At 64.7% G+C, this 20,927-nt stretch carries 20 protein-coding genes; 13 read left to right on the plus strand and 7 right to left on the minus strand.

The annotated features are described in order from the left end of the window. The 5 genes from F3H41_RS21435 to F3H41_RS12090 all read left to right on the plus strand — a co-directional run. The coding region (locus F3H41_RS21435; RefSeq protein WP_210246658.1) for a hypothetical protein at nucleotides 1-213 on the plus strand (213 nt) is incomplete at its 5' end. Between the two features lie 281 nt (nucleotides 214-494). Further along, entirely contained in the window at nucleotides 495-1,436 is a 942-nt protein-coding gene (locus F3H41_RS12075) for an ornithine cyclodeaminase family protein (RefSeq protein ID WP_149738942.1), read from the plus strand. 14 nt (nucleotides 1,437-1,450) lie between these two features. After that, complete coding sequence (hrpB, locus tag F3H41_RS12080) at nucleotides 1,451-3,949, plus strand: ATP-dependent helicase HrpB (protein ID WP_149738943.1); 2,499 nt, start codon at nucleotides 1,451-1,453, stop codon at nucleotides 3,947-3,949. A gap of 120 nt (nucleotides 3,950-4,069) precedes the next feature. Further along, entirely contained in the window at nucleotides 4,070-5,371 is a 1,302-nt protein-coding gene (locus tag F3H41_RS12085; protein WP_149738944.1) for an ActS/PrrB/RegB family redox-sensitive histidine kinase, read from the plus strand. A gap of 112 nt (nucleotides 5,372-5,483) precedes the next feature. Further along, complete coding sequence (locus F3H41_RS12090) at nucleotides 5,484-6,074, plus strand: ActR/PrrA/RegA family redox response regulator transcription factor (protein WP_149738945.1); 591 nt, start codon at nucleotides 5,484-5,486, stop codon at nucleotides 6,072-6,074. 15 nt (nucleotides 6,075-6,089) lie between these two features. Here F3H41_RS12090 and F3H41_RS12095 read toward each other — a convergent pair whose 3' ends face one another. Next, the gene (locus F3H41_RS12095) at nucleotides 6,090-6,629 is read right to left on the minus strand and encodes an MmcB family DNA repair protein (RefSeq protein WP_149738946.1); all 540 of its coding nucleotides are present in this window, start codon (nucleotides 6,627-6,629) and stop codon (nucleotides 6,090-6,092) included. A gap of 180 nt (nucleotides 6,630-6,809) precedes the next feature. Here F3H41_RS12095 and F3H41_RS12100 point away from each other — a divergent pair, with 180 nt between their 5' ends. Then, nucleotides 6,810-7,484: a L,D-transpeptidase gene (locus F3H41_RS12100; protein ID WP_149738947.1), complete on the plus strand. Its 675-nt coding sequence runs from the start codon at nucleotides 6,810-6,812 to the stop codon at nucleotides 7,482-7,484. Nucleotides 7,485-7,596: 112 nt separating this feature from the next. On the opposite strand, the gene F3H41_RS12105 is transcribed toward F3H41_RS12100, so the two are convergent. Then, on the minus strand, nucleotides 7,597-9,756 hold the full coding sequence (locus F3H41_RS12105; RefSeq protein ID WP_149738948.1) for a malate synthase G: 2,160 nt from the start codon (nucleotides 9,754-9,756) through the stop codon (nucleotides 7,597-7,599). Nucleotides 9,757-9,858: 102 nt separating this feature from the next. Next, nucleotides 9,859-11,862 (minus strand): hydantoinase/oxoprolinase family protein, encoded by a 2,004-nt coding sequence (locus F3H41_RS12110; protein WP_149738949.1) that lies wholly within the window; start codon nucleotides 11,860-11,862, stop codon nucleotides 9,859-9,861. Nucleotides 11,863-12,016: 154 nt separating this feature from the next. Here F3H41_RS12110 and F3H41_RS12115 point away from each other — a divergent pair, with 154 nt between their 5' ends. After that, the gene (locus tag F3H41_RS12115; RefSeq protein ID WP_149738950.1) at nucleotides 12,017-12,616 is read left to right on the plus strand and encodes a hypothetical protein; all 600 of its coding nucleotides are present in this window, start codon (nucleotides 12,017-12,019) and stop codon (nucleotides 12,614-12,616) included. On the opposite strand, the gene F3H41_RS12120 is transcribed toward F3H41_RS12115, so the two are convergent. The 4 genes from F3H41_RS12120 to hslV all read right to left on the minus strand — a co-directional run bounded on the left by F3H41_RS12120 (nucleotide 12,576) and on the right by hslV (nucleotide 17,128). Beyond that, a complete protein-coding gene (locus tag F3H41_RS12120; RefSeq protein ID WP_149739184.1) occupies nucleotides 12,576-13,994 on the minus strand; it encodes a cytochrome P450 in 1,419 nt (472 codons plus the stop codon). The genes F3H41_RS12115 and F3H41_RS12120 overlap by 41 nt on opposite strands. A gap of 53 nt (nucleotides 13,995-14,047) precedes the next feature. Next, nucleotides 14,048-15,004 (minus strand): DUF1402 family protein, encoded by a 957-nt coding sequence (locus tag F3H41_RS12125; protein ID WP_149738951.1) that lies wholly within the window; start codon nucleotides 15,002-15,004, stop codon nucleotides 14,048-14,050. A 174-nt stretch (nucleotides 15,005-15,178) separates the two neighbouring features. Beyond that, the gene (gene hslU / locus F3H41_RS12130; protein ID WP_149738952.1) at nucleotides 15,179-16,486 is read right to left on the minus strand and encodes an ATP-dependent protease ATPase subunit HslU; all 1,308 of its coding nucleotides are present in this window, start codon (nucleotides 16,484-16,486) and stop codon (nucleotides 15,179-15,181) included. Nucleotides 16,487-16,570: 84 nt separating this feature from the next. Continuing rightward, nucleotides 16,571-17,128, minus strand: coding sequence for an ATP-dependent protease subunit HslV (hslV, locus tag F3H41_RS12135; RefSeq protein ID WP_149738953.1), 558 nt, complete (start codon nucleotides 17,126-17,128; stop codon nucleotides 16,571-16,573). 177 nt (nucleotides 17,129-17,305) lie between these two features. Between hslV and hisB the strand changes: the two genes are divergently transcribed. Genes hisB through F3H41_RS12165 form a run of 6 tightly spaced genes read left to right on the plus strand, consistent with a single transcriptional unit; the run spans nucleotide 17,306 to nucleotide 20,922 of the window. Beyond that, entirely contained in the window at nucleotides 17,306-17,911 is a 606-nt protein-coding gene (gene hisB, locus F3H41_RS12140; RefSeq protein ID WP_149738954.1) for an imidazoleglycerol-phosphate dehydratase HisB, read from the plus strand. A 14-nt stretch (nucleotides 17,912-17,925) separates the two neighbouring features. Continuing rightward, nucleotides 17,926-18,417 (plus strand): DUF2628 domain-containing protein, encoded by a 492-nt coding sequence (locus tag F3H41_RS12145; protein ID WP_149738955.1) that lies wholly within the window; start codon nucleotides 17,926-17,928, stop codon nucleotides 18,415-18,417. Beyond that, nucleotides 18,417-19,067: an imidazole glycerol phosphate synthase subunit HisH gene (gene hisH, locus F3H41_RS12150; protein WP_149738956.1), complete on the plus strand. Its 651-nt coding sequence runs from the start codon at nucleotides 18,417-18,419 to the stop codon at nucleotides 19,065-19,067. Before F3H41_RS12145 ends, hisH begins: the two co-directional genes overlap by 1 nt. Before the next feature lies 1 nt (nucleotide 19,068). Next, nucleotides 19,069-19,815 carry a 1-(5-phosphoribosyl)-5-[(5-phosphoribosylamino)methylideneamino]imidazole-4-carboxamide isomerase gene (gene hisA / locus F3H41_RS12155; RefSeq protein ID WP_149738957.1) on the plus strand — a complete coding sequence of 249 codons (747 nt, stop codon included), beginning with the start codon at nucleotides 19,069-19,071 and terminating at the stop codon, nucleotides 19,813-19,815. Further along, nucleotides 19,812-20,588, plus strand: a complete 777-nt coding sequence (hisF, locus tag F3H41_RS12160; protein WP_149738958.1) for an imidazole glycerol phosphate synthase subunit HisF — start codon at nucleotides 19,812-19,814, stop codon at nucleotides 20,586-20,588. Before hisA ends, hisF begins: the two co-directional genes overlap by 4 nt. Before the next feature lie 13 nt (nucleotides 20,589-20,601). Beyond that, nucleotides 20,602-20,922 carry a phosphoribosyl-ATP diphosphatase gene (locus F3H41_RS12165; RefSeq protein WP_149738959.1) on the plus strand — a complete coding sequence of 107 codons (321 nt, stop codon included), beginning with the start codon at nucleotides 20,602-20,604 and terminating at the stop codon, nucleotides 20,920-20,922. The last annotated feature ends 5 nt before the right edge of the window (nucleotides 20,923-20,927 follow it).

The raw sequence follows: 20,927 nt of genomic DNA on the forward strand, positions 1-20,927 counted from the left end.
TCCAAGAACCTTTCGGTTCCCGCAGACCACGCCGGCCACGTCTCTCTTTCTCTCTATCCAAACTTGTCAAAAAACAGACGGAACAAACCGTCAATCCCAGGCAAAACCAAACCGTCGCCCCAATCACCTCAGGGCCAATCATGTCAGGTTTTCCGTGAAACCTTAGAAACGAAGAAGTCCGTCGCTAGCAGCGCCGCCGCCCTCGTTCTGTGAGGCGGTTTCTACTCACCCCACCCCAACCTGTCAACGCAAACATCTCAGAAAAATGACAGAAAATTGGAAGTGGTTGATTCTATTGTTGTAATTCTAATCTTTATCGAATGGTCAAGATTTTTGACCGGCTTTTGGGCCCTTGGCTGCGCTGTTTCAGGCTCTCCGCACGCCTGTGGACCGGGATCGCCACGCTTGGCGTGCCAACACCGCTCTCTCGTCTTGTCCGCCCCTTGGCCGCTGCGATATGGCTTTGGGTTCAATCCGCACATGAAGGTGATCCCATGCTGTATCTCGACGAAGCCCAGACCCGCGCAGCGCTCGCCTATCGTCCACTGATCGATGCGCTGGCTGCGATGTTTGGTGGCGACTGCGTCATGCCCGTGCGCCATCATCATGGCGTCGAGGTGCCCGGTGAGCCGGAAGCGACCCTTCTTCTGATGCCGGCCTGGGTGCCCGGTTCCTATATGGGGCTGAAGATGGTCTCGGTCTTTCCAGGCAACGGCGCGCGCGGACTGCCAGCGGTTGCTGGCACCTATCTTCTGTCCGATGGCCGGACCGGTGCGCTTCTCGCCATTCTCGACGGCGGCGAACTGACGGCGCGCCGCACGGCCGCGGCATCGGCCCTCGCCGGCCGCTATCTCGTGCGGGCGGGCGCGCGAAAGATGGTGATGGTCGGAGCCGGACGGCTGGCTGCACATCTGGTCGCAGCCCATGCCGGCGAACATGCGCTGACCGACGTGGCAATCTGGGCGCGCGATCCCATAAAGGCCGAAGAGACGGCACGTTCGATTTCGCTCCACGGCGTAACCGTGACGGTCGCGACCGATCTCGAAGCGGCGGTTCGCGATGCCGACATCATCAGTGCGGCAACGCTCTCCACGACGCCGCTGATCCGGGGGGGCTGGCTGAAGCCCGGGGCCCATGTGGATCTCGTCGGCGCCTTCAAGCGGGACATGCGGGAAACGGACGATGCGGCGGTTGCGGCAAGCACGGTGTTTGTCGATACGCGCGACGGCGTCCTCGGCGAAGGCGGCGACATTCTGCAGGCGATCGCCAGCGGCGCGATCGACCGGACAGCGATTGCGGCCGAGCTGGCCGATCTCGTGACGAAGCGGCATGGCGGGCGGCGGGACGATCAGGAAATCACGCTCTTCAAGTCGGTCGGCGCGGCGCTCGAGGATCTCGCCGCTGCGATCCTCGCCTATGAGACCGTCAAGGGGTGACGGGGCAAGCACCGATGTCGAGCAAGAGCCATGCGCGCCCTTCCCTGCCTGAGCTTCCCGTCAGTGCCGTGCTTGACGCTGTCGGCGAAGCGCTTGGCGCGCGGGGGCGAGCCGTTCTTTCCGCGCCGCCCGGCGCGGGCAAGACGACGCTGGTGCCCCTGCATCTTCTGGACGCGGAGTGGCTGGGGGACCAGAAGATCATTCTCCTCGAGCCGCGCCGGCTGGCAGCACGGGCGGCTGCGGGGCGCATGGCATTGCTTCTGTCAGAAGCGATCGGCGAGACCGTCGGCTATCGCATGCGGCTCGACACGCGCGTTTCGGCGCGCACCCGCATCGAGGTGGTGACGGAAGGCGTCTTTGCGCGGATGATCCTCGACGACCCCGAGCTGTCGGGAATCGGCGCCGTCATTTTCGACGAATTCCACGAGCGCTCGCTGGACGGTGACTTCGGACTGGCGCTGGCGCTCGATGTGCAGAGCGCGCTCAGGGACGATCTCAGGATCCTCGTGATGTCGGCGACATTGGATGTGCAGCGCGTCTCGGCGCTTCTTGGACAGCCGCCGGTGATCGAAAGCCTGGGGCGCAGCCATCCGGTCGACATCCGTTACCGGGATCGCAGTGGCCTTGAGCGGATCGAGGATGCCGTGGCCAAGGCGATCATGGATGCGCTGGACGAAGAGACCGGCTCCATCCTCGCCTTTCTTCCCGGGCGCGCGGAGATCGAGCGGGTGGCCGAGCGGCTTGCGACGCGCACCCGTGCCGGCGAGCAGGTCGTGCCGCTCTACGGCAATCTCGACATGAAGGCGCAGGATGCCGCCATCCGGCCGGCGGCACCGGGCACCCGCAAGATCGTGCTGGCGACCTCCATTGCGGAGACTTCGATCACCATCGACGGCGTCCGCATCGTCATCGATTCCGGCCTGCAACGGCTACCGGTGCACGAGGCGGCGACGGGGATCACGCGGCTGGAGACAGTTCGGGTGTCGCGCGCCTCGGCCGATCAGCGGGCGGGACGTGCCGGGCGAACGGAACCGGGTATCGCGATCCGCCTGTGGCATTCGGGACAGACGGCGGCGATGCCCGCCCATACGCCGCCGGAGATTCTCGCGAGCGACCTTTCGTCCCTTGCACTCGACATGATAGCCTGGGGCGTCAACGATCCCTCCAGCCTCTCCTTCATCGATCCGCCCCCGGAAGCAGGCTGGGCGGAGGCGATTGCGCTGCTCAAGGCCCTCGGAGCGCTGACGCCGGACACCGCGCTGACACCCATGGGGCGGCGCATGCAGGATCTTGCGCTGCCGCCGCGTCTGGCAGCGATGGTGCTGTCTGCGCCGGCAGCTTCCTTGGAGGAGGCCTGCCTGCTGGCGACCCTGATCGGCGAGCAGGGCCTTGGCGGCACCACGCTTGATCTGGACGAACGATTGCAACGGGCCCGGCGCGAGGGCGGTGACCGGGCCGAGCGGGCAAGGGCGCTGGCTCGCCGCATGGCCGCCGACATCAGGGCGGAAAACCGCATGAGGCAGGCCACGGGTCCATCCTCGTCCCCAGCTGCCGGCGCCGGCGCGCTTCTTCTCCTTGCCTTTCCCGATCGGATCGCCCTGCAACGCGGCGGACGGGGCCGCTTCGTGATGGCAAATGGGCGCGGCGCGGAAATCGAGGAGACGGAGCGGCTGGCGGGTGCGGAGATGCTGGTGATTGCCGATCTCACGGGTCGGGCCGGGCGCCAGCGCATTCTCTCAGCCGCAGCCGTGTCGCGCAGCCTCGTGGAAGCGGAGCGGGCAGAGGCAATCACGACGGAGGATGTGGTAGAATTCGAGCCGGCAAGCCGCAGCGCGCGCGGGCGCCGCCAGCGGCGGCTGGGTGCCATCGTGCTCGACGAATCCCCCCTACCGAAGCCAAAGGGAGAGGCTGCGGCAGGCGCGCTTGTCGCCGGCATTCGCCAGATCGGGCTCGGGGCCCTGCCCTTCTCGCGGGAAATCGCGCAGCTGCGCGACCGGATCGCCTTTCTGCACCGCGCCGCACCGGATGGTTGGCCGGATGTGTCCGATACGGCGCTCATCGAAGAGCTCGAGACGTGGCTTGCCCCCTTCCTGCAGGATGTCACCGGGCTTGGCGACATCGGCGCATCCACCTTGCGGCAGGCGCTCGTCTCATTGCTGCCGCCCGGCGCCGAGCGGGAGCTCGAGCGGCAGGCACCGACGCATTTCGAAGCGCCGACCGGCCAACGCCATCCGATCCGCTATGACGGGGACGAGCCGGTGCTGGCGATCCGTGTGCAGGAGCTGTTCGGGCTGACACGGCATCCGGTCATTGCCGGCCGCATCCCGCTGCTGCTCGAACTTCTGTCGCCCGGCCAGAGGCCGATCCAGATGACGCGGGATCTGCCGGGATTCTGGGCGGGATCCTGGAAGGATGTGCGTTCGGAGATGCGCGGGCGCTATCCCAAGCATCCCTGGCCGGACGACCCGGCCCAGGCGGCACCCACCCATCGGGCCAAGCCGCGCGGCACTTGAGGCTGGCGGGAGGCTCAGCGCCGACCGCCGCGTGACGGGGATGCGACAGCTCGCCCCTTTACGGACCGGCTGAAATCCCGCATGTCGGGGCCTGATCCTTGCCAAACGGGGAGACCGGCCATGGCGTTTCTGGAGACGATCGGCGGGCGAAGCCGCGGGCGCACGCTTCGCCTGCAGACGCTCATCCGACTGCGCTGGCTGGCGGTGGCCGGCCAGACCGTGGCCGTGCTCTTCGTGCATCTGTGGCTGAGCTTTCCCCTGCCCGTCAGCGCCTGCGCGCTCTTGATCGGCGCGCTCGTCTGGCTGAACCTCTTCCTGACCTTCCGCTTTCCCTCCGCCCACCGGCTGAAGCCGGGCACAGCTTTTGCGCTTCTCCTGACCGATCTGGTACAGGTGACGGCGCTGCTCTTCATCACCGGCGGGCTTGCCAATCCCTTCGCGCCGCTTGTCTGCGTCCCGGTCATCATTTCCTCGGCGCTGCAGCCGAAGCCGCACAGCATCGTGCTGGCGTCGCTCGCCATCATCGGCGTGACAGCGCTGGCCTTCACCCCCTACCCGCTTCCCTGGTATCCCGGCACGGAACTCAAGATCCCCCTCGAACTGACGGCGGGCTCCTGGCTTTCGGTGGTCTGCACCACCGGATTTGCGGCCTTCTATACTTACCGCGTTTCTCTTGAAGCCAGCCAGCTCGCCGAAGCGCTGGCGGCGACGGAGCTGATCCTCGAACGGGAGAAGCATCTGTCGCAGCTCGACGGGCTTGCGGCCGCGGCCGCGCATGAGCTCGGCACGCCGCTCGCCACGATCAGCGTCGTGGCACGCGAGATGGAGCGCGAACTGGGTGCCGATCCGCGCTACGGCGAGGATGTGCACCTCCTGCGCAGCCAGAGCGAGCGCTGCCGCGACATTCTGAGGCGGCTGACAACGCTGTCCTCGGAAAGCGAGGAACATATGCGCATCCTGCCACTGTCCTCGCTGATCGAGGAGGTGCTGGCACCGCATCGCGAATTCGGAATCCAAATCGAGGTGGTGGAGCGCGGAGACCGTGCCAGCGAACCGGTCGGGCTGCGCAATGCCGGCATTCTCTACGGTCTTGGCAACCTCATCGAGAACGCCGTCGACTATGCAGCCTCTAAGGTTTTGGTAACGGTGGAGCACGATCAGGAAATGGTGCGCGTGACCATCGAGGATGATGGGCCGGGCTTTGCGCCTGACATCCTGATCCGTATCGGTGACCCCTACGTAACAAAGCGGCAAAAGGACGACAGTGCCGGCGGGCTGGGCCTTGGCCTTTTCATCGCCAAGACGCTTCTTGAACGCTCCGGTGCACGCCTTGCCTTCGAAAACAAGATTGCAGGGGCCGGCGGAGCACAGGTCAGCATCCGCTGGCCGCGCGCTCTGATGGATAGCGGCCGACTTCTATGAGACGGCAGCAAGAATGCCAAGACCCGGCCTTTGGTTGCGCAGGACTGAAAGCATGGATACATCTCATCTTGCATATGAAGAAAGGCCCGCCGGACCACGGCGGAAGACAGCCATGACCGACACGCCCAACCATGCCACACACGATGCAACAGGCTCCGACCACGACGATCCGATCGGTGAAGACCGCTCCCTGCTGATCGTCGATGATGACGGTCCGTTTCTGCGGCGTATTGCCCGTGCCATGGAAGCGCGTGGCTTTATCGTCGAGGCTGCCGAATCCGTGGCGGAGGGCATTGCACGCGCCAAGAGCAACCCGCCTCGTCATGCGGTGGTGGACCTGCGGCTGGGCGATGGCAGCGGGCTGGACGTGATCGAGGCGATCCGCGCGCGCCGCGACGACACGCGCATCATCATGCTGACCGGCTACGGGAATATTGCCACGGCGGTGAATGCGGTAAAGCTGGGCGCGATCGACTATCTGGCCAAGCCCGCGGATGCCGACGACGTCTATAACGCCCTTCTGCAGCGGACCGGTGAGCGGCCGGAACTGCCGGAAAATCCCATGTCGGCCGACCGCGTGCGCTGGGAGCACATCCAGCGCGTCTATGAAATGTGCGAGCGCAACGTGTCGGAAACGGCACGGCGCCTGAACATGCATCGGCGCACCCTGCAGCGCATCCTTGCCAAGCGCGCGCCGAAGTAATCGCTTGGCCAGCGGCTATTCCTGAGCGGGGCTATCACGGTCGCCGGACAGGATGGAGGACAAGGCAGCGCGGTCGTGATCCGAGCGGCCGGCGGCCCATTCCGCCATCATCAGGCGCTGCGCCGCCACACGGGCAAACATCGTCACAATCTTCTTGCGGGTTGCCGGCGGCAACCGGTGCTCCGGTGCATCACGCAGAATGTGGGCCTCGTAACCGTCGGACAGGATCAGCCCGCATTCCTCGGGAAAAAGGTCGGCGGGAACACCGGCATGGGTGGCGAAGAACAGCCGGTCGCAGTGGAGGCGATACTCCGGCCATTTTCGATCCGTGCGGAAGTCCTCAACCGAGGTCTTGATCTCTATGATCCAGATTTCACCCTTCGGCGTCATCGTGATGAGGTCGGCGCGCCGGCCCGTCGGCAGCGTCAACTCCGGCAGAAGGGCATGGCGCGCTTCCGACAGGAGACGCTGCACGCCGCGGCGCACCATCAGTGCGCGCTCGGACTGGCGACCGTCGTTAAGGGGATTGTCGCTGTGGACATTAAGGATAGTCACGGCTTTCCCTTGCTGGGCAGGGGGCTTGTTGCAAAAAAGCAAGCCCGCTCGTTTTTGCGGCTTCGACATCGGCGGCATCCCCGCAATTCCTTGCATTCCGGGGGTTAATCGAAAATAAACCATAATCGTCGAAGGTCGGGGCGATCCCGGACAGACTTCATCCTTCTTTAAGAGACACCCATGCGCTTCCGCAATGCACTGCTCCTGTGCGGCCTGGCGGCCAGCATCTCCCTCGCCGGCTGCTCGACTTCATCCAACTCCTCCCCTTCCGTCGCTGACGGGCAGAAGATCGCCACGAACCAGATCTTCACCAGCAATTATGGCGCCGTTGAGGACCATGGCTACGCCCTGCCGGCGATCCCGATCAGCAAGGTGAACGAGAAGTACCACCGCCAGATCGTCGAATACCCGACCAGCGAACGTCCCGGCACGATCATCGTCAACACGCCCAACCGCTTCCTCTATTACGTTCTGCCGGGCGGCAAGGCCGTGCGCTACGGTATCGGCGTCGGCAAGCAGGGCTTTGCCTGGCAGGGCGAGGCCTACGTCGCCTGGAAGCAGGAATGGCCGACCTGGCATCCGCCGAAGGAAATGGCCGCGCGCAAGCCGGAAGTGGCCAAGTACGTCGAGAAGGGCATGGAGCCGGGCATTCGCAACCCACTCGGTGCGCGCGCCATGTATCTCTTCAATGCCGAGGGCAAGGACACGCTGTTCCGCCTGCATGGCACGCCGGAATGGTCCTCGATCGGCACCGCCGCCTCTTCGGGCTGCATCCGCCTGATGAACCAGGACATCATCGACCTCTATGCGCGCGTTCGCCCGGGTCGCAATACCAAGGTCATCGTCCAGCAGTAAGCGAACGATATCGCAGACACGCAAAGGCCGCCTGGATCGCTTCCGGCGGCCTTTTTGTTTGTGCCCAAGCGAGACGCCGGCGGGACGATCCGCCGGCGCCTCTCATCCGGCTTCAGAGGGCGTGCTTTGCCTTGCGCTCCAGGCGCCGGCGGTGCAGGACCGGCTCGGTATAGCCATTGGGCTGCTCGCGTCCCTTCAAGACGAGTTCGAGCGCGGCCTGGAAGGCGACCGAATCCTTGAAATGGCCGGCCATGGGACGGTAGACCGCATCGCCGGCATTCTGGCCGTCGACGACGGCAGCCATGCGCTTCATGGTCTCGACGACCTGCGCCTCCGTCACGATGCCATGGTGCAGCCAGTTGGCCATGTGCTGGGCGGAGATGCGCAGCGTGGCGCGGTCTTCCATCAGGCCGACATTGTTGATGTCGGGCACCTTGGAGCAGCCGACGCCCTGATCAATCCAGCGCACGACATAACCGAGGATCCCCTGTGCATTGTTGTCGAGCTCGCGCTGGATTTCCTCCGGCGTCCAGTTCGGCCGCTCGGCGACCGGGACGGAGAGGATGTCGGCGAGCTTGGCGCGCGGGCGCGTCTTGAGCTCGGCCTGCACGGCGGCGACGTTGATCGCGTGGTAGTGGGTGGCATGCAACGTCGCGGCGGTGGGCGAGGGGACCCAGGCCGTGTTGGCGCCGGCCTTCGGGTGGGCGATCTTCTGTTCCAGCATCGCCGCCATCAGGTCGGGCATGGCCCACATGCCCTTGCCGATCTGCGCATGGCCGGAAAGGCCGCATTCGAGGCCCGTATCGACGTTCCAGTTTTCGTAGGCCGCAATCCAGGCGGCCTGCTTCATGTCGCCCTTGCGGATCATCGGGCCGGCTTCCATGGAGGTATGGATCTCGTCGCCGGTCCGGTCGAGGAAGCCGGTGTTGATGAAGACGACGCGCTCGCGGGCCTGCCGGATGCATTCCTTGAGGTTGACCGTGGTGCGGCGCTCCTCGTCCATGATGCCCATCTTGATGGTGTTCTGCGCCATTCCGAGGGCCTCTTCGACGCGGGTGAAGATCTCGCAGGCAAAGGCTACCTCTTCCGGGCCGTGCATCTTCGGCTTGACGACATACATGGAGCCGGCGCGCGAATTCATCCGGCGACCGTTCGGCCCGATGTCATGCAGGGCGATGAGGCCGGTGATCATAGCATCCATGATTCCTTCCGGCACATCCTTGCCATCGGCGTCCTGAATGGCCGGATTGGTCATGAGGTGGCCGACATTGCGCACCAGCATCAGCGAGCGGCCGGGCAGGGTGACACCCTTGCCGTCCGGACCGGTGAGGGTCGGATCGCCGCTGAGCTTGCGGGTGAAGGTCTTGCCGTTCTTGGTGACTTCTTCCGTCAGGTCACCCTTCATCAGGCCGAGCCAGTTGCGATAGACGGTGACCTTGTCCTCGGCATCGACGGCGGCGACGGAATCCTCGCAGTCCATGATGGCGGTGATCGCCGATTCCAGCGCGACATCGGCGATCCCGGCCGGATCGTCCTTGCCGATCAGGCTGTCGGGATCGATGAAGACGAGCGTGTGCAAACCGTTGGTGCGGAAATAGAGGCGGTAGGCCGTGTCGCTTTCCCGCTTGAAGCCGACATATTGGCCGGGATCGGCAAGGCCGGTGCGGCCGGCGGCCGTATCGACAAAGAGCGCGCCATTTTCGAACTCGAAGCCCGTGGCGTCGGCCCACTTACCGCCAGCGAGCGGCAGACTCTTGTCGAGGAAGGACTTTGCCCAGGCGACAACGCGGGCGCCGCGTGCCGTGTCGTAGCCCTTGCCGGCGGGCAGGTCACCCAGCGCATCGGTGCCGTAGAGGGCGTCGTAGAGCGAACCCCAGCGCGCATTGGCGGCATTCAGCGCATACCGCGCATTCATGACGGGCACGACCAGCTGCGGGCCGGCAATGGTGGCGATTTCCGCATCGACCTTGTCGGTGGACACGGTGAAAGCCGGCCCCTCGGGCAGGAGGTAGCCGATCTCGCGCAGGAAGGCTTCGTAGGCGGCAAGGTCACTGGGCGCGCCGTTCTCGCGGTGCCAGGCATCGATCTGCGCCTGCAGATCATCACGACGCGCGAGAAGGGCGCGGTTCTTCGGCGAAAGATCCGCCACCAGCCGGCCGAAGACTTCGAAATAGGCCTCAGGATCCACGCCCGTGCCCGGAAGCGCCTCCGAGACAAGAAAATCATGGAGGGCTGCGTCAAACCGCAGACCGTGTTTTTCGATGGATGCCATGGCGAACTCCCGAGCCAAACTGATGTGGCGCGGAGTGTGTCACGGATCGATGACCAGTCAACCGTGCGAAAATGCGAAAAATTATCTCCAGATAGGAAACAATCAATTTCGGGCGGCGCGCGGCCGCCCGCTGCCGGTCGCGATGAAGCGGGCCTCGACCAGCTTCGGCCGCCCCTCGATCTCGGGCGCGTCGATCTCTTCGACGAGATGGACAACAGGCTCGTCGGCGCCGTTGGCGATGGCGGCGGCACGTGCCTTTGCCTGTGCCAGAACCCTTGCCGTCTCGAAGGCCTCGTCCTCCCGGTTGCGCATATGGCTCTCGCCGCCGCCATTGATGACGAAGAGGCCTTCCTCAGGCGCCGTCACGAAGACGGTCATGGAGACGCGGACCTGCCCCACCACCGCGCCCACGGCGTTGGCGACATCGGCCTCGGCCGGGATTGCGGCTTCTGCGCCAAGGCCAGCGGCGATCGCAGGGTAATAAACGGGCGCCGAGGCCCCGAGGCCGACGAGCGGACGATCGAGCGACAGCGAAAAGCGAACGATGCCCGGCGCGTGAACCAGAGCCCGATCAATTGCCGGCGATTGGGCCGGATCGACACCGGGAACACCGTCTTCGGCAAGGCAGGAGGCAAGGATGACATCGCAAGACTGGCGCGTCATGCGCGCGGCGACGGCGAGCGCCAGTTCTTCCTCCCTTATTGCGATGGGCTGACCGCGGCCATCGCGGATGCGAGCCAGAAGGGAAGCGCCCAGACAGGCAGCTGTCGTATCCCACTGTCCCTGGCGCCCCAGCACGTGCATGGCATCGGAGGGCGTAAAGCCGGCAATGTGGACGAGGCCGCGCGCCACCAAACGGTCCAGGGTCGCCTTCTGCGGCGTGGTCGTCAGAAGATCGCCAAGCGGCAGGGGTGCGGAGCCGATGCGGGCATAGAGCGTCTGCTCCTGCGCGTTAAGGCCGGCGGCGAAGCTGTCCGGCAGGCCGGTGCGCACCGCAAAGCGTCCGTCATGGCGGCCCGGAAAGGCGGCCTTCAGCTGGCGATCCAGCACTCCGATCACGACGGCGCCATGCTGGTGGGCCAGAAGGCTGAGCGGCAGAAGGCGACGTGGGCCGAGATCGATGCGGGCCGCAAGGCCGCGCGCATCAATGCGCACCTCCGAATCACCGCCAAGGCCGAAGGTGCGCATGGCGACTGCCTCGACCATGGTGCGAAAACCGCCAACCACGGCACCTTCGGCATCAAGCCGCGGCAGGCCGGCATCGAGAACCGCGACATCCGTGGTAGTGCCGCCGATATCGGAGACGACGGCATTGTCGAGGCCTGTCAGGTAACGGGCGCCGACGAGGCTAGCGGCGGGGCCGGACAGGATGGTCTCGATGGGCCGCAGCCGCGCCTGGCCGGCCGCCATCAGCGCACCGTCGCCGCGCACCACCATCATCGGTGCCGCGATGCCGCGCGCGGCCATGAAGCCCTCGCAGGCGGCAATCAGCCGGTCGATCATCGAGACCAGCCGGGCGTTCAGAAGCGTCGTCAGCGCCCGGCGTGGGCCGCCGAGCTTCGACGAGAGTTCATGGCTGCAGGTGACGGGCAGGTGCGAAAGCGCACGGATGCGCTCGCGCACGCGCTGCTCATGGGAGGGATTGCGGACCGCGAAATAGCCGGCGACAGCGAAGGAGGAGACGGTTCCGGCGAGTGCCGGCAAGGCAGCATCGAGAGCGTCGATGTCGAGCGGCGTTTCATGACCATGCACATTATGGCCGCCGGCGATGAACAGGACCGGATCGGTGCCAAGCGCTTCGGCAAGGCCGTCGCGGGCCAGATCCTGCGGGTCGAAACCGATCATGATGAGGCCGGCGCGGCCGCCCTGTCCCTCGACCAGCGCATTGGTAGCGAGCGTGGTGGAGAGTGAGACGAGGGAGATGGCCGAGGCGGCAACCTCGGTCTGCGCCAGCACCGCATCAACGGCACCGGCAATCCCCACCGACAGGTCATGCCGGGTGGTCAACGCCTTGGCCTTGGCAATCACGCCGCGCGCTTCGCTGAAGAGAACGGCATCCGTATAGGTGCCGCCGGTATCGATGCCGAGAAGAAGCTGTTCGGTCACGTCTCAGTCCACTGGAGCGCCGGCCCTTCGCAAAGAGCCGGCAACGGGAAAATCGGTCCGGCTTTCTGCCGGGCGGTCCCGGTGATATGACAAGCCCGACCGAAATGCCATGGCCGGACGCGTCGTCCATGCGCCGATTTGCGAGGAACTGCCGATGTTGCGTCTTGCATCTGCCTTTGCTGCCATTATCAGCCTGTTTGCGTCTGCGGTCCTTGCGCAGGAGGGCAGCGAGGAAGAGTACAAGGTCCAGCTTCCCGATGTCGCGATCTACAAGGCGATGCTGGATGCGAACAAGACGACGGGGTGGGTGCAGTTCCGCAACTTTTCGGGCAAGCAGCTCATCTACTTCACTCCATTGCAGACGATGCATTGCCGGCTGTCGGAAATCCGCTACTCGATCAATTCGGACGCGCTGGACAAGCGCTTCCCGCTTGGCAAATGCAATCCCCACATTCCCTTCTCGATCCCGGAGACCGACTCGGTCGATTACGTCTACACGACTTTTCCGGCCGGTACGGTCGAGACGATCGCGGTGCAGGCCGTCTGGGACGACGGTGCGGGCAGCGAGATCGTGATCTACAAGCCTTGCGAGGGCGTGGGAGAGGCGACCTGCGCGGCCATCAAGACGATCAAGAAGCCGGCGCGGCCGACGCTGGAGCCGGGCGCGGCGGCCTCGCCCGTCGATGCCGTGCAGGGCGGAACGGGCGGGCGCATCACGGGCGGGCCGTCACCTGCAGGTACAGGCCGCCCCTAGGCTGGGTGGTCAGCCGCTGCACCGGCCAGGCCTCGGTCTTCGGCGACAGGTCGAAACGGAAGCGGTGCATGAGGACGGCGAGCGCGATGACGGCCTCCTGAAGCGCGAAGGTCGCGCCGATGCAAATGCGCGGGCCGGCCCCGAAAGGAAGATACTGGAACCGGTGAATGCGATCGCGGTTTTCGGGCAGAAAGCGCTCGGGACGAAAGACGCGCGGCTGATCCCACAAAAGCGCGTGCCGGTGCAGTGTCCAGGGCATGACCAGCACATTCACGCCCGCATCGATCTCCACCACTTCGCCCGTAGGCGAGACCCAGCGATCGGCGGCAATGGCGGCGCGGTTGATGGAGGGTGCCGGCGGATAGAGCCGCAGCGCCTCCTCGAAGGCGGCGCGGGTCTGGGGCATGCGCTCCAGCCACGTTACGGGAGCGGCGCCTTCGGCGAGAACGGCATCGATCTCAGCCTCCATGCGGGCACGGTAGGCGGGTGTGTTGGCAAGACAATAGAGCGTCCAGGCAAGCGCCCTTGCCGTCGTTTCGTGGCCGGCGCCGATGAAGGTAAGGATGTTGTCGGCGATCTCCTCGCGGGACAGGCCCTCCGGCCCCTCCTGCTGCATCAGGAAGGTCAGGAAGTCCTGCGGCGCTCCGGCGGGATCGTCACGCAGGCGCTTGCGACGCATCTCCATCGTGTCCTCGACGATGCCCTGGAAGCGCTTCATGACACGCTTGCCGCCGACACGGGTAAAGCGCGGCACCCAGGAGGGTGCCAGCAGCACATCCATGGGATCGACTCGGCCCATGCGATGCAGCAATTCCTCGATCGCGTCGGCAAAACCTTCGGTCTCGGTGGCAATCTCGCCGGAGAAGAGCGTTTCGGAGAGGATTTCATAGGTGAGGACGGTCATGTCCTCGGCAATGTTGACCTCCAGCGGACCGCGTTTCGCGTCGGCATAGCGCGCGATGAAATTTTCGCTGCGCTCCAGCATCTGGTCGGCAAAGCCATGGGCGTGGCGCGGCGCAAAGATCGGCGCCATGGCTTTGCGCGAGCGTTTCCAGATCTCGCCCTCGGCGGTCAGAAGGCCGTCGCGCAGGATGGGGCGGAGGATCAGTCGGCGGACGGCCGACATTTCGTAATTGGCGACGTTCTCGACGAGGATATAGCGAATGAGGCCGGGATCATTGACGATGATGGTGCGCTGCGTGACGAAGCGGGTGTGAATCCAGGGCAACGTGTAGGACGGCTCGCCCCACAACTCCAGCGGATTGCGCCAGACCGTGCGCAGGATTTCAAGCGAAGACGGTGGCACCGTGCGCGGCACCGGCGCCGGGGGCTCGAAGCTGAAACCGCCTATGTCCGTGGCGGTGCTGGTCAGTGTCATGCTGGTCAAGGGCGCTTCTCTCTCCTGCCATCGGCGCCCTGTCTGACCCGGTCTCAAAGGAGCGCGCGAAGCTCCCGGATGCGATCGTTGACAAGCCAGCCGTAATAATTCTCTTCCGGCCAGACCGGGTTTGCCGCACCGCGATTGCGCGCGGCAAGGGCGGCTGCGCGCTGATCGGGATTGCCGATGTTGTACAGCGTGGACGTAATCCCAGGATTGCCGGAGATGTCCATGTGCGCAATGCGTCTATACGCGTCGATGGAACGCCGGATCGAGGCGGCCATGTAGGCCAGCGAGATATCCGGATCCATGATCGCGTTGTAGACGCCGGACGCGTCATTTTCATCAAGGCGCGGATAGCCGGAGACGCGCGCGACATCGTCGGTCATCATCAAGGCCGTCAGCGGGTTGATCTGGCCGAGCCCGAAGGTTTGACCAGCAAAGAATGGCTGGAAGAAGACGGCGCTGAAACGATTGTCCGGGAAAGACTTGCCGCCGACCACACGGCCGCGGAAGGTGGTCTCCCACACTCGTTCGCGGCAACTCCAGAGGAGGTAGGAACCTTTGGCACGGTCGCAATCGGCAAACTGGGGGCGATCAACGAATTCGTCGATCTTCTCGCCGTCATAATCGAAGCGGAAGCTGTCGCCAGCATAGGCGGCGGCCTTCACGTAATAGGATTGAAGGCGGTCATACGCGTCCACGTTATAGGTGTGCTCGCCGACGATGGCGCCGATGATATGGATCGGGTCGATTCCATAGGCGCCCGCCGTCGACTTGATCTTCGACATCAGTCGCTTGTCGTTCGCCAGGAGATCATGGACCTTGTCGTATTTCGCGTCAAATGTCGTGCGGCCGGCCTTGGTGCGGCGCTTCGATGCGCCCGGGATGGCCGGCTGCTCCGCATTGCGATTTCCATCCGGCACCTTCAGCACGCCTTCGGCAGCGGCGCCGAAGGGCAGGAGGCAGATGGCAGCGACAGCAATGAAGGCCTTGAGGCGATGAAGCATGATCTTCCCGTTGGCAGTCTGGGCGCATGCGCGCCTGGCGCGCCATCTCTGGGAGGTTCCGCACGGCGCAATCACTGCGCAGGGAGGTAGTCCCAAAAGGCGGCAAAGTCGAGGAAGTCGCGGTTAAGAATTCCGTGACCGGCAGCGTTTTGGCCGCCGCCGGTCGCGGAAATGTCACAGGATGAAGCGCGACAGATCGGTGTTGGCAGCGAGATCGCCGACATGGGCCTTCACATAGGCCGCATCGATCGTCACCGACTGGCCGGGCTGGTCGGGCGCAACGAAGGAGATTTCGTCCAGCACCCGCTCCATCACCGTCTGCAGACGCCGTGCGCCGATGTTTTCGACATTGGCGTTGAGCTGCACGGCAACGGCTGCCAGCTCGTCGATGGCATCATCTGTAAAGTCGAGGGTGACCTCCTCGGTTTCGAGCAGCGCCTTGTACTGACGGATGAGGCTCGCCTCGGTTTCCGTCAGGATGCGGCGGAAATCATCCTTGGTCAGCGCCTTCAGCTCGACACGGATCGGTAGGCGGCCCTGAAGCTCCGGCAGGAGATCGGACGGCTTCGACACATGGAAGGCGCCCGACGCGATGAAGAGGATATGGTCGGTCTTCACCGGGCCGTACTTTGTCGCGACCGTGGTGCCTTCGACCAGCGGCAGCAGGTCGCGCTGCACGCCTTCACGTGAAACACCGGCACCAACCCCGCCGTCACGCGCGGCAATCTTGTCGATCTCGTCCAGGAAGACGATGCCGTCGTTTTCGGCGGCACGCACAGCTTCGCGCTGGATCTGCTCATTGTCGAGCAGCTTGTCGGATTCGTCGTTGATAAGAACCTGGTAGCTTTCCTTCACGGTGGTGCGCACCTTCTTGGTGCGACCGCCCATGGCCTTTCCAAACATTTCCGAGAGGTTCAGGATGCCGATATTGGCGCCGGGCATGCCGGGGATCTCGAAGCCACCGGAAGGCGAGGCGTTCTCGGCGACCTCGACGTCGATTTCCTTGTCGTCCAACTCGTTGGCGCGCAGTTTCTTGCGGAAGCTTTCGCGGGTCGCGGGCGACGCGGTGGCGCCAACCAGCGCGTCCAGAACGCGCTCCTCGGCGTTCTGATGGGCCTTCGCCTTCACCTCGGCGCGCTTCTTCTCGCGCACGAGGCCGATGCCGACCTCGACGAGATCGCGCACGATCTGCTCCACATCGCGGCCGACATAGCCGACTTCGGTAAACTTGGTGGCCTCGACCTTGATGAAGGGCGCGCCGGCGAGCTTGGCAAGGCGGCGGGAAATCTCTGTCTTGCCGACGCCGGTCGGGCCGATCATCAGGATGTTCTTCGGCATCACTTCATCGCGCAGGCTGTCGTCCAGCTGCTGGCGACGCCAGCGATTGCGCAGCGCAATCGCGACCGCGCGCTTGGCATCCTTCTGGCCGATGATGAAACGGTCCAGCTCGGACACGATCTCGCGGGGGGAAAAATTGCTCATGTCGTTCCTTTCGTCACCGCTGGCGCCACCTTGGAGAGGCTGGCATCCGGCGGCAGAACTTTCACCGGTCGTGCCGTCGCTCCCTCAGGCCGCGTCGAGCACTTCCATCACGATATTGCCGTTGGTGTAGACGCAGATGTCGCCGGCGATTTCCATGGCGCGGCGCGCCACCTCCTCGGCCGACTTGTCCGTATCCATCAGGGCGCGGGCCGCGGCATAGGCGTAGTTTCCGCCCGAGCCGATGGCGAGCGTGCCGTGTTCCGGCTCCAGAACGTCGCCATTGCCGGTGATCGCCAGGGTGATCGACTTGTCGGCGACCAGCATCATGGCCTCCAGATTGCGCAGGTACTTGTTGGTGCGCCAGTCCTTGGCCAGCTCCACGGCCGCGCGCATCAGCTGGTCGGGGTACTGCTCGAGCTTGGCTTCCAGGCGCTCGAGCAGCGTGAAGGCATCTGCTGTGGCGCCGGCAAAACCGGCGATGACGTCGCCCTTGCCGATGCGGCGCACCTTGCGGGCATTGCCCTTCATGACGGTCTGGCCAAGGCTGACCTGGCCATCGCCGGCCATGACAACCTTGCCACCCTTGCGCACGGTGATGATGGTCGTGGCATGCATGGTTCCGTAGGGATTGTGTTCGCTCATCGTCTTTCCTTGCGGGCCTTGTTGGAGCAGCCCGCTCTTTTCAGTGCTGCTGCACATGTAAGCAGGGCGGCAGGGAATGCAATGCATGGGACGCCGCCGCGCCATTGCCCCCTCAACCGGCTGGATATTTGCGATATGCCCTGTTAAGGAGCGGCAGGTTTGACGGAAGGGAAGACGATGTCGGACGCTGACAAGAGAACGGCGAGCATTTCGCGCCGCACGAACGAGACCGATGTGTCCGTGTCGATCAACATCGACGGCACCGGTACCTCGACGATCGAGACGGGGGTCGGTTTCTTCGACCACATGCTCGACCAGCTGTCACGCCATTCCCTGATCGACATGGAGATCCGCACCAAGGGCGACCTGCATGTGGACGACCACCACACGGTCGAGGACACCGGCATCGCCATCGGCCAGGCGCTCGCAAAAGCGCTTGGCGACCGCAAGGGTATCACGCGCTATGCCTCGCTCGATCTTGCCATGGACGAGACGATGACGAAGGCGGCGGTGGATGTCTCCGGCCGGCCCTTCCTCGTCTGGAACGTTACATTCTCCTCGCCGAAGATCGGCACTTTCGACACGGAACTGGTACGCGAATTCTTCCAGGCGCTCGCCCAGCATGCCGGCATCACGCTGCATGTGCAGAACATCTACGGCGCCAACAACCATCATATAGCCGAGACCTGCTTCAAGGCCGTCGCCCGCGTGCTGCGCACCGCGACGGAAATCGATCCTCGCCAGGCCGGACGCGTTCCCTCCACGAAGGGCACGCTCGCCTGAGCCCAAGGAAGGGCATGATCATGGGCCGCTATCTCGTCCTCACCCCGCCGGGCGCCGCAGACCGGGATGAGCATGCCGTCTTCATCAAGGATGGCTTTGCGCCGCTCGCCTTTCTCTTTCCGGCCATCTGGCTTCTGTGCCAGCGCGCATGGGTGTTCGGCATCGCCGCCGCCCTGCTTCAGTTCGGCCTCTGGGGGATCGCAGCCGGACTGCAACGGCCCGAGATCGGGCTGTTCGGCGGCCTCGCCCTCGGCCTTCTCGTCGCCTTCGAGGGACGCACGCTGATGGCCCGGCAGCTTGAGGCACGGGGCTGGACCCTGCGGGCCGCCTTTGCCGATGTCAGCCGCGATGCGGCGGAAAGCCTTTACTTCGCCGGCCGGCATCCGGTCGCCACGGCAGGGCAGGGCACCCAGACTGCGATCGTCCTGCCGGCTGCATCCGGCGGGAAGGCGCCCTCCTCTTCAACACCGGGCTTCGGCCTGTTCGGACATTACGGGGAACGCTGATGCGCGTCGCCATCATTGATTACGGCTCCGGCAATCTGCGCTCGGCCACCAAAGCCTTCGAACGGGCTGCCCGCGAAGCGGGTCTTGCAGCCGAAATCGAGCTCACCGACAAGGCCGAGCGCGTTGCGAGCGCCGACCGGATCGTACTGCCGGGCGTCGGCGCCTATGCCGATTGCCGGCGCGGGCTGGATGCGGTGCCGGGCATGGTCGAGGCGCTGCGCGACGCGGTTGAAGCCGCTGGCCGGCCCTTCCTCGGCATCTGCGTCGGCATGCAACTGATGTCCTCGCGCGGATTGGAAAAGAACGTGACGGCGGGTCTCGACTGGATCGCAGGCGATGTCGTGGAGATGACGCCCACCGATCCCGCCCTCAAAATCCCGCAGATTGGCTGGAACACGCTGACGCTGGCACAGCCGCATCCGCTGTTCGAGGGTATCCCGACCGGGCCGGACGGGTTGCATGCCTATTTCGTGCATTCCTATCATCTCGCGGCCACGCGGCCCGGCGACGTGGTCGCCACCGCCGACTACGGCGGGCCGGTGACCGCCTTCGTTGCCAGCGGCAACAAGGCCGGCTCGCAGTTCCATCCGGAAAAGAGCCAGACGCTCGGCCTCGCCCTCATTTCGAATTTCCTGCGCTGGAAGCCCTGACATGATCCTTTTTCCCGCCATCGACCTCAAGGACGGCCAGTGCGTGCGCCTCAAGCTCGGCGACATGGAGCAGGCAACCGTCTACAACACCGACCCGGCCGCCCAGGCACTCGCCTTCGAAGAGCAGGGTTTCGAGTGGCTGCATGTGGTGGATCTCAACGGCGCCTTCGCAGGCGAAAGCGTCAACGGCGCGGCCGTCGATGCGATCCTCAAGGCGACAAAGAACCCGGTGCAGCTCGGCGGCGGCATCCGCACGCTCGACCATATCGAAAGCTGGCTGTCGCGCGGCTTGGCCCGCGTCATTCTTGGCACCGTTGCCGTGCGTCAGCCGGACCTGGTGATCGAGGCCTGCAAGGCCTTCCCGGGCAAGGTCGCCGTCGGCATCGACGCCAAGGGCGGCAAGGTGGCGGTGGAAGGCTGGGCGGAAGCCTCCGAACTCGGCGTCATCGAGCTGGCGAAAAAATTCGAGGGCGCCGGTGTGGCAGCGATCATCTACACCGATATCGACCGCGACGGCATTCTCGCCGGCATCAACTGGGATTCGACGCTCGCGCTCGCCGACGCGGTCTCCATCCCCGTCATCGCCTCGGGCGGCCTTGCCTCCATCGACGACATCCGCCGCCTCACGGCACCCGACGCGCGCAAGCTGGAAGGCGCCATTTCCGGCCGCGCCCTTTATGACGGCCGCATCGATCCGGCCGAGGCGCTCAGCCTGATCCGCGCAGCCCGCGAAGGAGACGCGTCATGAGCCTCAAGGCACGTGTCATCCCCTGCCTCGACGTCAAGGACGGACGGGTGGTGAAGGGGGTCAACTTCGTCGATCTCATCGATGCCGGCGATCCGGTCGAAGCGGCCCGGGCCTATGATGCGGCGGGGGCGGACGAACTCTGCTTTCTCGATATCACCGCATCTTCCGACAATCGCGAGACGATTTTTGATGTCGTGGCGCGGACCGCCGAGCAGTGTTTCATGCCGCTGACGGTGGGCGGGGGCGTGCGGGCGGTCGGCGACATCAGAAAGCTGCTGCTGGCCGGTGCCGACAAGGTGTCGATCAACACGGCGGCGGTGAAAAATCCCGACTTCATTGCCGAAGCCGCCGACAAGTTCGGCAACCAGTGCATCGTCGTCGCCATCGACGCCAAGCGCGTGTCCGGTGAGGGCGAAGCGGATCGCTGGGAGATCTTCACCCATGGCGGGCGCCAGCCGACCGGGATCGATGCGATCGACTTTGCCCGCAAGGTGGTGGATCTCGGCGCGGGCGAAATCCTTCTGACCTCGATGGACCGGGACGGCTCCAAGATCGGCTACGATATCGCGCTGACGCGGGCCGTTGCCGATGCGGTCCGTGCGCCGGTCATCGCATCCGGTGGCGTAGGCACGCTCGACCATCTCGTGGATGGTGTGAAGCTGGGCCACGCGACGGGCGTTCTTGCTGCCTCCATCTTCCATTTCGGCACCTACAGCATTGGCGAAGCGAAGCGGCACATGGCAGCCGCCGGTATCGCGATGCGGCTCGACTGAGAAAGGCCGCGCCATGACGGATTTTACGCTCGAACATCTCGAAAGCATCGTCGCCGACCGGGCCAAGGCGTCGCCGGAGGAATCCTGGACGGCGAAGCTCGTCTCGCAGGGACAGGGGCGCGCGGCGAAAAAGCTCGGCGAAGAAGCCGTCGAAACGGTGATCGCGGCCATTGGCGGCAATCGTGACGAAATCGTCAGCGAGAGTGCCGATCTCCTCTATCATCTCATGGTCGTATTGAAAATTTCAGGAATTGCGTTGCAGGATGTCTATGACGAACTGGAGCGCCGCACGGGCCGTTCCGGCATAGACGAAAAAGCGAGCCGGAAAAGCTGATACGA

The sequence above is a fragment of the Rhizobium sp. RU20A genome (genome assembly GCF_900155885.1).
Lineage (GTDB): Bacteria > Pseudomonadota > Alphaproteobacteria > Rhizobiales > Rhizobiaceae > RU20A.